Origin of the sequence: Sphingobium sp. DC-2 (assembly GCF_000722555.1) — a bacterium.
Lineage (GTDB): Bacteria > Pseudomonadota > Alphaproteobacteria > Sphingomonadales > Sphingomonadaceae > Sphingobium > Sphingobium quisquiliarum.
The window spans coordinates 207,190-221,201 of sequence record NZ_JNAC01000026.1; the positions used below are offsets into that span (position 1 = coordinate 207,190).

The 14,012-nt window shown below is 64.5% G+C and carries 15 protein-coding genes; 12 read left to right on the forward strand and 3 right to left on the reverse strand.

Annotation, left to right across the window (positions count from 1 at the left end):
* Positions 1-144: 144 nt before the first annotated feature.
* Entirely contained in the window at positions 145-699 is a 555-nt protein-coding gene (locus ET21_RS0104760; protein WP_030538781.1) for a hypothetical protein, read from the reverse strand.
* Between the two features lie 75 nt (positions 700-774).
* Positions 775-924, reverse strand: coding sequence for a hypothetical protein (locus ET21_RS27570; RefSeq protein WP_156029018.1), 150 nt, complete (start codon positions 922-924; stop codon positions 775-777).
* Between the two features lie 57 nt (positions 925-981).
* On the opposite strand from ET21_RS27570, the gene ET21_RS0104770 reads away from it, so the two are divergent.
* From ET21_RS0104770 to ET21_RS0104805, 8 genes are all read left to right on the forward strand, one after another.
* Positions 982-2,082, forward strand: a complete 1,101-nt coding sequence (locus ET21_RS0104770) for a glycosyltransferase family 4 protein (protein ID WP_030538782.1) — start codon at positions 982-984, stop codon at positions 2,080-2,082.
* A 10-nt stretch (positions 2,083-2,092) separates the two neighbouring features.
* Positions 2,093-4,312, forward strand: a complete 2,220-nt coding sequence (locus ET21_RS0104775; RefSeq protein WP_030538783.1) for an amylo-alpha-1,6-glucosidase — start codon at positions 2,093-2,095, stop codon at positions 4,310-4,312.
* A gap of 56 nt (positions 4,313-4,368) precedes the next feature.
* A complete protein-coding gene (locus ET21_RS0104780) occupies positions 4,369-5,394 on the forward strand; it encodes an NADP-dependent oxidoreductase (RefSeq protein ID WP_051768001.1) in 1,026 nt (341 codons plus the stop codon).
* A gap of 3 nt (positions 5,395-5,397) precedes the next feature.
* Positions 5,398-5,694 carry a GNAT family N-acetyltransferase gene (locus ET21_RS0104785; RefSeq protein WP_021237657.1) on the forward strand — a complete coding sequence of 99 codons (297 nt, stop codon included), beginning with the start codon at positions 5,398-5,400 and terminating at the stop codon, positions 5,692-5,694.
* Positions 5,695-5,698: 4 nt separating this feature from the next.
* Positions 5,699-6,157: an NUDIX domain-containing protein gene (locus ET21_RS0104790; RefSeq protein WP_037470224.1), complete on the forward strand. Its 459-nt coding sequence runs from the start codon at positions 5,699-5,701 to the stop codon at positions 6,155-6,157.
* A gap of 106 nt (positions 6,158-6,263) precedes the next feature.
* Complete coding sequence (locus tag ET21_RS0104795; RefSeq protein WP_021237655.1) at positions 6,264-6,455, forward strand: hypothetical protein; 192 nt, start codon at positions 6,264-6,266, stop codon at positions 6,453-6,455.
* Between the two features lie 384 nt (positions 6,456-6,839).
* Positions 6,840-7,130 carry a hypothetical protein gene (locus ET21_RS0104800; RefSeq protein ID WP_030538787.1) on the forward strand — a complete coding sequence of 97 codons (291 nt, stop codon included), beginning with the start codon at positions 6,840-6,842 and terminating at the stop codon, positions 7,128-7,130.
* 143 nt (positions 7,131-7,273) lie between these two features.
* Positions 7,274-8,035, forward strand: a complete 762-nt coding sequence (locus tag ET21_RS0104805; RefSeq protein WP_051768004.1) for an energy transducer TonB — start codon at positions 7,274-7,276, stop codon at positions 8,033-8,035.
* 100 nt (positions 8,036-8,135) lie between these two features.
* Here the strand turns inward: ET21_RS0104805 and ET21_RS0104810 are convergent, their stop codons facing one another.
* On the reverse strand, positions 8,136-9,485 hold the full coding sequence (locus tag ET21_RS0104810) for an alginate export family protein (RefSeq protein ID WP_237751486.1): 1,350 nt from the start codon (positions 9,483-9,485) through the stop codon (positions 8,136-8,138).
* 46 nt (positions 9,486-9,531) lie between these two features.
* Between ET21_RS0104810 and ET21_RS0104820 the strand changes: the two genes are divergently transcribed.
* The 4 genes from ET21_RS0104820 to ET21_RS0104835 form a co-directional block, all read left to right on the forward strand.
* A complete protein-coding gene (locus ET21_RS0104820) occupies positions 9,532-10,488 on the forward strand; it encodes a chromate resistance protein ChrB domain-containing protein (protein WP_030538790.1) in 957 nt (318 codons plus the stop codon).
* The gene (chrA, locus tag ET21_RS0104825) at positions 10,485-11,885 is read left to right on the forward strand and encodes a chromate efflux transporter (protein WP_030538791.1); all 1,401 of its coding nucleotides are present in this window, start codon (positions 10,485-10,487) and stop codon (positions 11,883-11,885) included. The genes ET21_RS0104820 and chrA overlap by 4 nt, the downstream gene beginning before the upstream one ends.
* A gap of 316 nt (positions 11,886-12,201) precedes the next feature.
* Positions 12,202-12,678, forward strand: coding sequence for a hypothetical protein (locus tag ET21_RS0104830; protein ID WP_030538792.1), 477 nt, complete (start codon positions 12,202-12,204; stop codon positions 12,676-12,678).
* Positions 12,675-14,012 (forward strand): N-6 DNA methylase (locus tag ET21_RS0104835; protein WP_030538793.1); only part of this gene is annotated, 1,338 nt, incomplete at its 3' end. The genes ET21_RS0104830 and ET21_RS0104835, both read left to right, overlap by 4 nt.

A 14,012-nucleotide genomic window follows, 5' to 3' on the forward strand; every position in this document is an offset into this window, starting at 1 on the left:
CGCCCCGGACTGCCATAGCCGGGAGAATGGCGGACTGCCCCGCTGTAGCACGGGCAAAAAGAGACAGCATCGCTTATCCTTTGCAAGGCGGGAGCGCTTGTAAAGGCCTTATAAGCGATGAATGTCTCTCAAATTTGCCGAACGTTACAAATTCTTGCTGAACGCCATCTCATGCGGCGCGCGCATCCACATGGCGGGAGCCGCCGGGACCCGCCCGGACACATGATGGATCAGGCAGGCTAGCCATTCCGCGTCGCATCGGGCGCGGTGGCGCACCGGATGGCGCTCGTCGGCGAAGGCGACGGCCGCGCATATGCGCTGTTCGTCGGCGCCATGCTCGTCCAGCACCGCCGACACATGATCGATGAAAAATGGCGCCGCCGCGCCAGCCGCCGCGGCCAGCGTTTCCAGCCAATATTGATCGATCACGCTGTCGGCGACCACGCGGCATCCTTTCACCGCCGCCGTCAGCTTTTCGAACACGGCCTCGACCGGCAGGCCTTCGTCCCGGATGCGCTCCAGGCTGAGGCCATGCAGCGCCTCCGCCTGCCGCGTCCAGTCCCATCCCTCCCAGCTTTCGTGCGGCCGGATGAGCCAGCTTTCCGCCGCGCCCGCGCCAGCCACGCCAACCTCGATCGGGAAAGAGCGGCCATGCCTTGGCAGGCAGGATGCCTCGAAATCGATGGTGCGGATGTTCAACGCCTTCTCCTTAGGTGCGGAAATGTCAGGGCAGTCTCCCCCGCTGACCGCTTCTGCCGCGCTCATGACTCCCGACTATTGCAGTCCGAAGTCATTGTGGCCGGAAATGATGCCGGTTGCCGCCCGCTGGCGATGAATGGAGCGGGTGCGGCGCAGCAAAAAATTAGCGTGGATCAACTTTTTCGTGAAACCTGAACGGCCGATCGCGCTTTTGATGCTCGTCACCGCCCGGTGCGCCCGCGCCGGAGCGGCATCTTTCTTATGTACGGAGGAATCACGCGCATGAGGATTGCCCAGATCGCCCCATTGGCTGAAAGCGTGCCGCCCAAACTCTATGGCGGCACGGAACGGATCGTATCCTATCTGACAGAGGCGCTGGTCGATCAGGGTCATGACGTCACCTTGTTCGCCAGCGGCGATTCGATCACCCGCGCCGAACTGGTGCCCATCACGAAGACGGCGCTGCGCCTCAATCCCTATGTGCGCGACCCCATTCCCTATCACATGATGCTGCTGGAAGCGGTGCGCCAGCGCGCCGACGAGTTCGACGCGCTCCATTTCCACATCGACATGCTGCACATGCCCCTGGTGCAGGATTTCGTGGGCCGCACCGTCACCACTCTGCACGGCCGCCTTGACCTGCCCGACCTTCCCGCCTTCTACCGCGCCTTTCCGCATCACAGCCTGGTGTCGATTTCCGACAATCAGCGTCTGCCGATGCCGCCGGTGAACTGGGCCGGAACAGTGCTGCACGGCCTGCCGCGCGACCTGCTGCCGCCGCGCATCGGCAGGAAGGAAGGCTATCTCGCCTTTCTCGGCCGCATCTCGCCCGAAAAGCGCCCTGACCGGGCGATCCGCATCGCCGCCCGTTCCGGCAAGCCACTCAAGATCGCGGCCAAGATCGACAATGTGGACCGGCAATATTGGGAGGAGCAGATCGCGCCGCTGCTAGACCGTCATCCCAACATCCAGTTCATCGGAGAGATCAACGAGACCCAGAAAGCCGAATTTCTGGGCAATGCCAGCGCCCTGCTGTTCCCCATCGACTGGCCCGAACCCTTCGGCCTCGTCATGATCGAAGCCATGGCCTGCGCCACTCCGGTCATCGCCTTCCGCTGCGGCTCCGTGCCCGAAGTCATCGATCATGGCGTTTCCGGCTTCATCGTCGATGATGAAGATCAGGCGGTCGAAGCCGTGGCGCGGCTGCATGAGCTTGACCGGGGCCGGGTGCGCGCCGCCTTTGACGCACGTTTCACGGCAGATCGTATGGCGAGCGACTATGTCGCCATCTATCGTGACCTCCCCGGCGCCCGCACGCCCGCACCTTCGCTCCCGCGGCAGCGCCGCGAGCAGGCGGACCTTCAGCTTCAGGCCGCCGGATAAGGAGGAAGGCATGACGGCCAGCCAGTTGCAGCCCGAACCCCCGGCTCCAGAGCCGGGCCAGCTTCTGTCGCAGGCGCAGATGCAGTTCTTCATTCCGGCCACGGCGTCCTTGCATGAACGCAGGCCAAGGACGATGAAGCATGGCGACAGCTTCGCCGTCTTCGACCATAGCGGCGACGCGATCGCCGGGCCGGGCAGTCCAGAGGGGCTTTATCATCGCGACACGCGCCATTTGTCGCACCTTTATCTCACCATCAACGGCCTTCGCCCGATCCTGCTCAGTTCCGCCTTGCGGGACGACAATGCGATCCTGACCTGCGACCTCACCAACCCGGATTTCGCGGGCAGCGACGGGCGCGTCGATGTCGAACATGACCTCATCCACCTGCGCCGCACCCGCTTCCTGTGGGAAAGCGCCATCCATGAGCGGATCACGATCCGCAATTTCGACGCGGAGCCCCGGACGGTCAGCCTCGATGTCGGCTTTGCCGCCGATTTCGCCGACCTGTTCGAAATTCGCGGGATGACCCGCCTGCGCAAGGGCGTGACGAACGCGCCGGACATCGGCGACGCGGACGTGCTGCTCAGCTATGAAGGGCGGGATGGACAGACCCGCGCAACCCATATCTGCTTCGATCCGCAGCCGCAGGAGCTGACTGAAAATCACGCCCGCTTCGACATCACGGTGCCGCCGGGCGATCGTGCCACCATCTACATGCGGGTCAGTTGCGAACGGATGGCGCGCCCGTGCGAACCCCTGTCGCGCCAGTTCCTCAGATCCCTGCGCGAATCCATGCAGGCATTGAAGCAGTCCCGCGCCCGCTCCGCGAGGCTGCATTCCTCCAACCAGCTGTTCAACGAAGTGGCGCGCCGGTCGGTCGCCGACATCACCATGCTGTCCACCGACACGGAATATGGCCCCTATCCCTATGCCGGCATCCCCTGGTTCAGCACGGTATTCGGCCGCGACGCGATCATCACCGCGCTTGAAACGCTGTGGCTCGACCCTAGCATCAGCCGGGGCGTCCTGGGCTATCTCGCCGCGCATCAGGCGACGCAGTTCGACGCCACGGCCGACGCCGAACCGGGCAAGATCCTGCATGAGGTGCGCCATGGCGAAATGGCCGAGCTGGGCGAAGTGCCGTTCCGCCATTATTATGGCAGCATCGATTCCACGCCGCTGTTCGTGATGCTGGCGGGCGCTTATCTGGAACGGACCGCCGACAGCGCCTATCTGGCGTCGCTCCTGCCGAACATCGAAGCGGCCCTGCAATGGATCGACGAGCATGGCGACCGCGATGGCGACGGCTTCGTCGAATATGGCCGCCTCACCGACCAGGGCCTCGTCAACCAGGGGTGGAAGGACAGCCATGATTCCGTCTTCCATGCCGATGGCGCGATCGCGCGCGGCCCCATCGCCCTCGCTGAGGTGCAGGCCTATGTCTATGGCGCGTGGACGGCGGCGGACGCCATCTATGCCGCCCTTGGGCAGCAGGAGCGCGCGCGCCATTACCGCGACCGCGCGCAGGCGCTGCGCACCCGCTTCGACGAAGTTTTCTTCGACGGCGATTTGGGCACCTATGTGCTGGCGCTGGACGGGGAAAAGCGCCCCTGCCGCGTGCGTTCCTCCAATGCCGGGCATGTGCTGTTCACCGGCCTCGCCCTTGAGGAACGGGCGGGACAGGTGGTGCGCACCTTGATGGCTCCCTCCTCCTTCTCCGGCTGGGGCGTCAGGACCATCGCGTCGACCGAAGCGCGCTACAATCCCATGAGCTATCATAACGGGTCGATCTGGCCGCATGACAATGCGCTGATCGCGGCGGGATTTTCGCGCTACGGCTACCGCGCGCAGGCGGCGCAGATATTCGAAGGGCTGTTCGCCGCCGCGACCTATGTCGATCTCATGCGCCTGCCCGAACTGTTCTGCGGCTTTCCCCGCCGCCGGGCGCAGGGGCCGACCTTCTACCCCGTCGCATGCAGCCCGCAGGCATGGGCGGCCGCCGCCCCGCTCTCGCTCGTTCAATCCAGCCTGGGCCTCGGCTTCAACGTGGCGGGATCGGAGGTCACGCTGTGCGAACCGGCCCTGCCGCGCTTCCTGGATGAATTGCAGCTTCACGGCCTCGCCGTGGGCGAAGCGCAGGTGGACATCGCCTTCGACCGCATGGGCGACAAGGTGGTGGTGAAGCCGATGGACCGGATCGGCCGGGCAAAGGTCGTGACCATCGCCTGACCCTCTTTACCCCCAGCGCTGGCCCCTCTATCCAGCCAATGAAAGAGGGAGGAACGATGACACAGCAAGACGGCATGACGCAGCATCCGGCCGAAATGCGCGCCATGCTGATCGACGGCTTTGCAGGCCCCGAAGCGATCCGCCAGCGCATCCTGCCCGCGCCACAGCCGGGGCCGGGCGAGCTTCTGGTCCGCATGAGCGCGGCGGGCGTCAACCCCGCCGACTGGAAGGCCTGCGCTGGCTGGCTGCCTTTCCTCCAGGGGTTCGACCCACTGATCGCCGGTTTCGACGGCGCGGGCACGGTGATCGCGACCGGCGATGCCTCCGTCCCCTTCCAGCCGGGCGATCGCGTCGCCTTCATGTCCTCGATCGCGATCGACGGGCGGGGAAGCTGGGCGGAGCTGGCCTGCTGCAAGGCGGCGCATGCGACGCGCCTGCCCTCCTCCGTCAGCTTCATGGAGGCGGCCGCCCTCCCCGTCCCCGGCACCGCCGCGCGAGAGGCGCTGATCGCAGGCGAACTCAGCCGGGGCGAAACCCTGCTGGTCAACGGCGGATCGGGCGGCACCGGATCGCTCGCCATCCAGCTTGCAAAGGATATGGGGGCGCGCGTCGCCGCCACCTCCAGCGCAGCCAATCTGGACCTGCTGCGCAGCCTGGGCGCGGAGCTGGCGCTGGACTATCGGGACGCAGGCTGGCGCGACGCCCTGCGCCAATGGTCGCCCGGCGGCGTCGACCTGCTGCTCGATACGGTGGGCCAGCAAAGCCTGGCCGAACCCCACGCCCTCATCCGCCAGGGCGGACGCCTTGCCGGCATCGAAACCATGATCCCGGACGAAATCCTCCCCGACATGGCCGCGCTCGAACAAGCGGGCATCCGCTATATCCGCGCCTCGGCCAATTTCATCAGCCTGGGCGAGCATCTGCGCGCCATGGTGGCGCAGATCGACGCGAAAAGGCTGGCCGCGCCTCCCTATACGGTCCTCCCCATCTCCCGCGCCGCCGAAGCGATGATGCGCGTCAGGGACGGCCATGTACGGGGCAAGCTGCTGCTCGGCATCGATGGCAAGGAAGATTGGGGATAAGGCATGGGCAGCATGGGTCCGGTGAAGAATAACGAAGCGGCCAGCCGCTACGAGCTGGAGGATGACGGCCAGCTATGCATCGCCGCCTATGAACTGGACGGCGGCGAAATCACCTTCACCCACACCAGGGTCCCCGAAGCGCTGGAGGGCCGCGGCCTTGCCAGCCGCCTCATCAAGGGCGCGCTCGCCGATGTGCGGTCGCGCGGGCTGAGGGTCGTCCCGCAATGCCGCTTCGTCGCCGCCTATATCGCCCGCCATCCCGAAGAACAGGACCTGCTGGCCGCCAGCGCGCGGGGCTGACCCTGTGCAGCGCAGCGCTGGCCTGCTCCTCTACCGCCTCGCCGCCGGAACGATCGAGGTGCTGCTGGTCCATCCCGGCGGCCCTTTCTGGCGCAACAAGGATGCGGGCGCATGGCAAATCCCCAAGGGGCTGATCGCGCCCGGAGAAGAACCGCTCGCCGCCGCCCTGCGGGAAGCGTCGGAAGAACTCGGCATGGCATTTGACGGCACCCCCCTGCCGCTCGGCGAAATCCGGCAGGCGGGCGGCAAATATGTCGATGCTTTCGCGCTGGAAGCCGACATCGATGTGTCGCAGGTGGTGAGCAACCAGTTCGAAATGGAATGGCCGCCCCGCAGCGGCAAGCGCCAGTCCTTCCCCGAAATCGACGCCGCCCGCTGGTTCACGCTGACGGAAGCGCGCACGATGATGCTGACGAGCCAGCAGCCTTTTCTCGACCGGCTGGAACCGCTCGTCCGGTCCTAACCCAGGTGGGTCGATCCCGCCCCCGTCCAGTGGAACCTTGCCCCGCCGCCGGTACTTCCATGCCTTGATCCGCGCTTGCCCCGCAGGCGCATCAGGAGGATGCCCGATGCCCAACGTCATTTCCGGTTTCACCATCACCCGCTCCGCCGACGACTATCTCCTCACCTTCGAAACGGAGGATGGATCGGCCATCGAACTGTCCGCCAGCTACGAACAGCTCGACCTGATCGCCGAAACGCTCGACGCCCAGCTCGACAGCGATGAAGAGGACGCGCTGGAGGTCGACCCCGACGACTGAGCGACGCTCCAGCCTCCCTTCGCCCTGAACCTGGCGAAGGGCTTCTCTTCACTTCTTCAGAACAGGAGAGGGCTGGCACATGCTCGTCCCGAACGGAATAACCCGATCAACAACCAATCCGATCACAGTGAACGAAATCGATCAATGGCGCATCACGATCGCCAGCCCTAATAAGCCCGCGCTGAGCCGGGGGTTTGCCATGGGTCGCACGCGGGACATCCCCGGTTCAGCACCTTGATCCTGGCCCGGCGCCACGGCCGCGCATGACATCCCGGCCAACTCGCCTGAGCCTCCGCCTGTCCAAAAGCTTTGCCATCAAAGTTCGCGGCATCGAACCATTTGCCGCCTGCGTCGTTCTGTAGAACAGCAACTTGGAGGCGAACCATGCGTAATATGATCTTATTGGCAGCAGGTCTGGCCGCGGCGGCCAGCGTGGGCGGATGTTCGCGCGAAACGACGCGTGACGGCCTGCGCGGCGCGGGCATCGGCGCTGTCGGCGGCGCGGTCGCAGGCGCGATCGTTCCCGGACTGGGCGTGGCGGAAGGCGCGGCCATCGGGGCTGCGGGCGGCGCTGTCGTCGGTGCGGCGACCTCGGATGGCGATCGCCGCTGGCAGCGGGACCGCCGTGGCCGCGAATATTATATCGATCGCAACGGCGATCGCGTCTACCGCTAGGAACTATCGGCATCCCCGTCCAAGCTGAGCATGTCGAAGCCATGACCTGAGCGCCTGCCGCAAGCAGGCGCTCAGGGCCGCCCGGCGATGCCGATACCCTTAAGCGCCAGGGCCTTTACCGGCGGCGCAAGGATGCCGCTTCAATGCGACGGCTGACACTGCAACGATGGTGGCGGGCGGACAGGATCGCCCCCGCACTCGCTGCGCTTCTGGTCAATGCGCTGATCGGCTACGCCCTGCTGATGGGGCTGCGCGGCGCGCCGCTGCTGCGTGCGGTCGCGGAAGACGTGCGGCTCTCCCTCTTCGATCTCCAGCCGCCTGTCCCGGAACCGCCTGAACCCGCAAGGCCCGTTAGACCTCCCGAAGCGAAGCCGCCGGGCGGCGCGCCGCCGCCTGCGCCCGCGCGACAACCGGACAGCACCCCTCCCCGCCCCGCTCTCCCGGACCTGCCCGCGCCCGCGCCGGTCATCCTCGTGCCAGCGCCGGTCCTTCCCGCCGCTGGCGTCCCGGCCGCGACGGGAAGCGGCAACGGACCGGCCGGAGATAATGGCACCGGCAATGGAAGCGGATCGGGCGGCAGCGGCGCAGGCCGTGGCAGCGGGTCCGGCAATGGCGACGGCGGCACATTCTCGCCCGCCCGGCAGACCGGCGGACGCTTCCGCAACTCCGACTTCCCCGACTGGCTGCGCGGCAAGGTGCGCTTGAAAATCGGCGTACGCTACAGCATCGGCGCGTCAGGCCGCGTCGATAAATGCGAGATCATAGAAAAGAGCGGCTATGCCGAGGTAGACGACATGACCTGCCGCGTCATCATGGAACGCTATCGCTTCCGCCCCGCCCGCGACCCGAACGGCTATGCCGTGACCGAAGTCAGGGAAGAGGATTATCGCTGGCAGGTACGATGATCAACGGGCAGTCCGCGCTAACCCGTCACCGTTCGGGCTGAGCCTGTCGAGCCCGCCTGAGCGCTTCGCCCGAGGCCTCTCTCCGCAAGGAATCCAAGGCTTAAAAACTCGCCGTCACATTGAACGAGCTATAACGCGTCCACTTTCCACCGGGCGCATTCGGTGCGTCCCGCAGGAACCGCCCCTTGGCGAGCAGCACCCCGTCAAATTCGAAACGCAGCCGCGCCGGAATGATCCAGTATCGCACCCTGCCCTCCAGCTGATGTCCGGCAAAGCTGCCCGACCGGCCCGAACTGTCGCGCACGCCGGTGGCCGAAAAGGCGTCCGTCCGCGACGCAAGCCACAGGGCGCGATAGACCGCGAACCAGTCCCACCGCTTTCCCGGCGCCGCCTCGATGCGAAGGCCCGGCGTTACGATATTGGTGCGCGCAATGGCATTATAGAGGCCAGCGGGGGCCAAATCCGCCCTGCGCATGCCGAACAGCGTGTCGAACCGGCCATAGCGCCCGCCTGCCCTGTCGCCGCTCGCCCGATCGAACTCGACCGACAGGCGCGCCTTCCATGCGCCGGGAAAGCTGTAGCCCGCATCGGCATGCACGAAATTCGCGCTCACCTCTTGCCGCGCGGCCCCCGCCGCCAGCGAGGCGCTGATGCTGCCCGTCTGGTAGAATGCCTCGACCTCATAATCGAAGCGGCCCGTCTCCGGCTCGCGGATGATCCGCCCACCGAACGTGTCGAGCGACCGGTCGCGCGTCGGCCTGCCCGGCGCATCGCGCTCGCCTAAGTGAAAATAGGTCAGTTCCGCCATGGCCGGGCCGATGATCTTCGCCTTGCTGACGATGCCGCCCCACAGGACCTGATCGAAACTCTCCCGATCCACCTTCACCCGCTTGTTCCTGACGCCTTCCGCGTCGTCGGGCCGCCGAAGCTGCGGCAGCGTATAGATGAAGACCGCTTTCACCCCATGCGGCGCGCTCAGATCGGCTCGCAGGCCCGTATAGCCGTTGGTCGTGTTGCGATAATCATCCGCCGCGACCAGACGCCGCGATCCAAGGTTCAGCGTCATGCGCCCCGCCGTCAGGTCCAGTCTGCTCCCCCTGCCCACCGGATCGTCTATCCGCACTCCGATATAAGCCTGCACCAGTTCTAGCGCATTGACCTCATTGGTCGAAACCGGCGTGCCCGGATCGGCGCCATAGACGCGGCTGTCGAACAGTTCAGCGCCAATGCGGAACGCGCCTGACCGGTATTCGCCCAGCAATTGCGACCGGATGTTGAACAGGCTGTCCTCCCGGTCAAAGCCCGCCCGCGCCTGCCCCTCTATCTCTTCGAAGCGCAGGCGGACGCTGCCGCTCAAGCTGAAACCGTCATCCTGCGCCGCAACGGGCGTCACGCCCAGCACGGCGGACAGGAGGCTGGCCATGACGGCGAAGCGAGCGGCATGTGGCATGGATATTCCTGTTTCAACGAATCATATATGTTGATACATATGCATCATGACCCAAGCCGAAACCAGCCCCTGGCTCGCTCTGCTGCACCAATTGCCCGCCAAGCCGCCTTATCTTCGCGTGAAGATCTGGCGGCGGCTGCAGTCCATCGGTGCGGTGCCGCTGAAAAACGCCGTCCATGTCCTGCCCTCTTCGCCGGAGGCCGAGGCGGCCCTCCTCGGCCTTCTCGGCGAAATCGCCGAAAATGGTGGCGAAGCAACCCTGATCGAAGCGCGTCTTCTTGCCGGGCAGTCGGATCAGGATGTGCGGCTGTTGTTCGATACCGCGCGTGACGCCGATTATGACGAGATCGCGCAATCGGCGCGGCGGCTGCTGGAAACCGGCCCCGCCAGCGGCGCTGACATCGCGCGCCTGCAAAAGCGGATGGAAGAGGTGGGACGCCTCGACTTTTTCGGCGCTCATGGCAGGCAGGATGCCGAAGCGGCCCTCGCGGAACTCGACCGCCAGCGCTACCAGCATCCCGATGTCAGCCGCTCCGAACCGGCCAGCACGCCCCCGGCCGCCGACCTTACCGGACGGACATGGGTCACGCGCAGCGGCGTCCATGTCGACCGCATCGCCTGCGCCTGGCTGATCCGGCGCTTCATCGACCCGGACGCCCGCTTCAAGTTCGTCGACAGCCGCCATTATGATCCGGCGGACGGCGAGTTGCGCTTCGACATGGCGGACGCGGAATTCACCCATGAAGCAGATCGTTGCAGCTTCGAAACAATCCTGCTCCGCGCAGGCCTGGACGCCGATCCCGCACTGCGCGCAATTAGCGAGATCATTCATGATTTAGACATTGCCGACGACAAATTTTCCCGCCCCGAAACCGCTGGCGTCGGCGCCATGCTCTCCGGCGTCTGCGCCTCCACCGACGACGATCTCCAGCGCATCGCCATGGCCAGCGAAGCGCTCAACCAGTTCCACGCCTATTTCAGCAACAGAAAGGCGGACCGATGAACGCCACCGCATCCCCCATCGCCTCCGGCTCCATCGCGGCAGGAGAACACGGCATCCCGCTCGGCGAAGCAACACGCGTCTGGGCACGTATCGCCGCGCTCAGCTTCGGCGGCCCCGCCGGACAGATCGCCGTCATGCACCGCATCCTGGTCGAGGAAAAAAGATGGATCGGCGAGGAGCGTTTCCTCCACGCTCTCAACTATTGCATGCTGCTGCCCGGACCCGAAGCGCAGCAGCTCGCCATCTATATCGGCTGGCTGCTCCACAAGACGAAGGGCGGCCTGATCGCGGGCGCCCTCTTCGTTCTGCCGGGCTTCCTCGCCATATTGGCGCTCAGCTATCTCTATGTCCTTCTCGGCCATGTCCCGCTGATCGAAGGGCTGTTTTTCGGTTTGAAGGCGGCGGTGCTGGCGGTGGTGGTGCAAGCGGTGGTCCGCGTCGGATCGCGGGCGCTCAAGAACAATGTCATGCGTGGCATCGCCGCGGCGGCGTTCGTCGCCATCTTCTTCCTCGACGCGCCCTTTCCGCTGATCATCCTGGCGGCAGGCGTCGCCGGTTATATCGGCGGCCGCAGCGGAGCCGCCCAGTTCAAGGGCGGCGGCGGCCATGGTCCGTCAGCCAGCAACGTCATCCATGACCGCGACACGGCGCTGGGCGAAATGCTCCCCGCGCATGCGCAGCCGAACCTGCGATGGTCGCTCAAGATATGCTCCATCCTTCTGGCCCTGTGGCTTGGCCCGGTGCTGGCGCTATTCCTCGTCCTGGGGCCGGATGACATATTCACCCGGATCGCCAGCTTCTTCAGCCAGATGGCGGTGGTGACCTTCGGCGGCGCATATGCCGTGCTGGCCTATGTCGCGCAGGAAGCGGTTGGCACCTTCGGCTGGCTCCAGCCTGGTGAGATGCTCGACGGCCTGGGAATGGCCGAAACCACGCCCGGACCGCTGATCATGGTCACGCAATTTGTCGGTTTCCTCGCCGCCTTCCGCGACGCGGGCCCCCTCTCCCCGCTGGCGGCCGCCACATGCGGCGCGATCCTCACCACATGGGTCACCTTCGTTCCCTGCTTCCTCTGGATCTTCGCGGGCGCTCCCTTCATCGAAAGGCTGCGGGGCAACAAGGCGCTGTCCTCCGCACTCACAGCCATCACGGCCGCAGTCGTCGGCGTCATCCTCAACCTCGCCCTGTGGTTCGCCATCCACACGCTTTTCCGAAGAGTGCAGCAACTGCCCACCGCTTTGGGGACGATCGATGTCCCGCTTTTGGCCTCGATCAACATCCCGGCGTCCCTGCTCTCCACCGCCGCGCTGGTCGCAGTGTTCCGCTTCAAGGCTGGCGTGCTGCCGGTGCTGGGGTCCTGCGCAGCCCTGGGCGCCGCTTATGTGGTCCTTGGCTGAAGAAGCAGCCGGTAAGGGATGATGTGTGTGGTGCCCCGCCCAGGATAAAAATAACGAATATGAGTCGCCGTTCTTGCTACTCTAGGGCCGCTTCTCAGCGCCTGCTACCGACCTGTGCCGCACCACGGCGCCGCCAAACCTATGAAAGGGTACGCTGAGTTAAACCGCCTCGCGAGCCACTAGCGTTTTGACGGTCCAACTGGGTTTCGCATCCGACGGCGGGTTACCCACTTCCAGGGAAGTTGCGAACATATAGTAAACGGATAGGGTGTTAACCCCCGATTGATAAGTGCCAGCTCCCCGGCTACTAGGGCATATGCGCTATACCCAAAGCCAGGTTCGTGGACTGATTTCGATTTCGGTCGATGACTTCAAAACGTGGCGTAAGCTCATTTCAGCCTTGGCTGCGCATAAGGGACACGGCCCGACGTTCACGCCGGGCGAAGTCGTGGCCCTAGCAATCGTCGCCGAGTTAGTGCGGGATTTTGGAATCCGAGTGGGGACGATAGCGGCTCAGCTCGATCGCCTTTTTTCCGACTGTCATGGTCGATCCTGGCTGTCGTTGGAAAGCTGCGTGGTGCTCCTCAAAGCTGACGAGGTGCAGCTGACAGATGAAACCGCGGCGCAGGGCCGGCTGAGCGAACAGACCACGATCGCTGTTCCCTGCGCTCGCATCATTGCGCGCCTACAATCCGCGCTGACGGACTCAGAGGCGGATACAGCACAGGGCTATCTGCATTTTCCACCCACTTCGCTCCCCGGCGCGCTTGAACGCAGCGGTAAGCGCGCATGACGACGGTGACGCCTCGACCCCTAGACCAGGGTTGGAAGGACCGCCTTGGCCTAACCCACCGGCGCTCACCCGAACTCTACGAGTCCGTCGAAGCCGTCCGAGATGTCCCGCACGCCGCAGCGATCCGGGCGGCATTGGAAGAGATGGGCGTATCCGCGGTCTTCTGCGTCCAAGGCGTCCCGACTGTCGCGATCCTCGCGGCCGATCAATACGATCGCGCCGCCGTCGTCGACCTTCACGGCGCACTGTGGAATCAGGGCTTGGCGAGCCTGCTCCTCGTTATCACCAACGATACGCTGCGCGTCTTTTCACTCGCTCGCACACCAATCAAGGATCCCGGCGACGCCTTCGAAACCCGGTGTCTCATCGAGACACTGAGCCTTACGGCGGAAGTCCTGCAGTTCCAGAACCTGATCTATGGCGCAGAATCTGGCCGCCTTTGGCGCGACTACGGCGACTTCTTCAAGCCTAAGGAGCGCATCGATCAGGTACTGCTCGATAATCTCAATGCATCCCATACGCTGTTGCAGACTGAGGGACTGTCTTCGGATGCCGCGCAGGCGCTTCTGATCCAAGCGATGTTCATTGCCTACCTCGAAGACCGGGAAATCGTCACACCGGCCTATTTCGCCACAGTTTCTGAAAAGGCCTCGAACAGCTTCCTGGAGTTGCTCGCTTCAAACGACGTTGCAGCGTTTCGAGCCTTTTTCCAAACGCTTCGCAATGATTTCAATGGCGACCTGTTTGTAGCGCCCTGTTCGTTCGAACCCGATTCCGAAGCACCTGAGATTACCATCGCGCAGTTGGCGATCCTCGCTCGGTTTCGATCTGGCCGAGAGGAGATGGGCCATGGCGGCCAGCAGCGTTTTTGGGGCTATGACTTCCGCTACATACCAATCGAACTGATAAGCGCCGTCTACGATCGCTTCCTCGGCGAGAGGGAAGAAGAGCGGCGGGCGAAGGGTGCCTACTATACGCCGATGTTTTTAGCCGACACGGTCGTGTCCCAAGTTTGGGACATGCTGTCGGATAAGGTCCGGACAAAAGGTCAATTTCTCGACCCGGCGTGCGGATCGGGGGTTTTTCTCGTCCGTTCGTTCCAGCGTCTTTGCGAACACTGGCGCCTGAATCATCAGAAGCGCACGATCCCCTGGAAGACACTGCAAGGACTCCTTAGCCAAATTCACGGTTGGGATCTGAATGGCGGCGCGATCCGAGTGGCCGTCTTCTCGCTCTATGTGGCTTTGCTGGAGGAGGTTTCGCCTCGGGATATTCGGGAACTCATCACTGAACCGCGCCGGGTTTGCCGGAGGCTGGTTGGTTTGAGTCACGCC

Excerpts from the sequence above, each read along its gene's own strand:
- ET21_RS0104770 (WP_030538782.1), top strand. The coding sequence starts at position 982 with ATGAGGATTGCCCAGATCGCCCCATTGGCTGAAAGCGTGCCGCCCAAA.
- ET21_RS0104775 (WP_030538783.1), top strand. The coding sequence starts at position 2,093 with ATGACGGCCAGCCAGTTGCAGCCCGAACCCCCGGCTCCAGAGCCGGGC.
- ET21_RS0104780 (WP_051768001.1), top strand. The coding sequence starts at position 4,369 with ATGACACAGCAAGACGGCATGACGCAGCATCCGGCCGAAATGCGCGCC.
- ET21_RS0104785 (WP_021237657.1), top strand. The coding sequence starts at position 5,398 with ATGGGCAGCATGGGTCCGGTGAAGAATAACGAAGCGGCCAGCCGCTAC.
- ET21_RS0104795 (WP_021237655.1), top strand. The coding sequence starts at position 6,264 with ATGCCCAACGTCATTTCCGGTTTCACCATCACCCGCTCCGCCGACGAC.
- ET21_RS0104800 (WP_030538787.1), top strand. The coding sequence starts at position 6,840 with ATGCGTAATATGATCTTATTGGCAGCAGGTCTGGCCGCGGCGGCCAGC.
- ET21_RS0104805 (WP_051768004.1), top strand. The coding sequence starts at position 7,274 with ATGCGACGGCTGACACTGCAACGATGGTGGCGGGCGGACAGGATCGCC.
- ET21_RS0104810 (WP_237751486.1), bottom strand. The coding sequence starts at position 9,485 with ATGCCACATGCCGCTCGCTTCGCCGTCATGGCCAGCCTCCTGTCCGCC.
- ET21_RS0104820 (WP_030538790.1), top strand. The coding sequence starts at position 9,532 with ATGACCCAAGCCGAAACCAGCCCCTGGCTCGCTCTGCTGCACCAATTG.
- chrA (WP_030538791.1), top strand. The coding sequence starts at position 10,485 with ATGAACGCCACCGCATCCCCCATCGCCTCCGGCTCCATCGCGGCAGGA.
- ET21_RS0104830 (WP_030538792.1), top strand. The coding sequence starts at position 12,202 with ATGCGCTATACCCAAAGCCAGGTTCGTGGACTGATTTCGATTTCGGTC.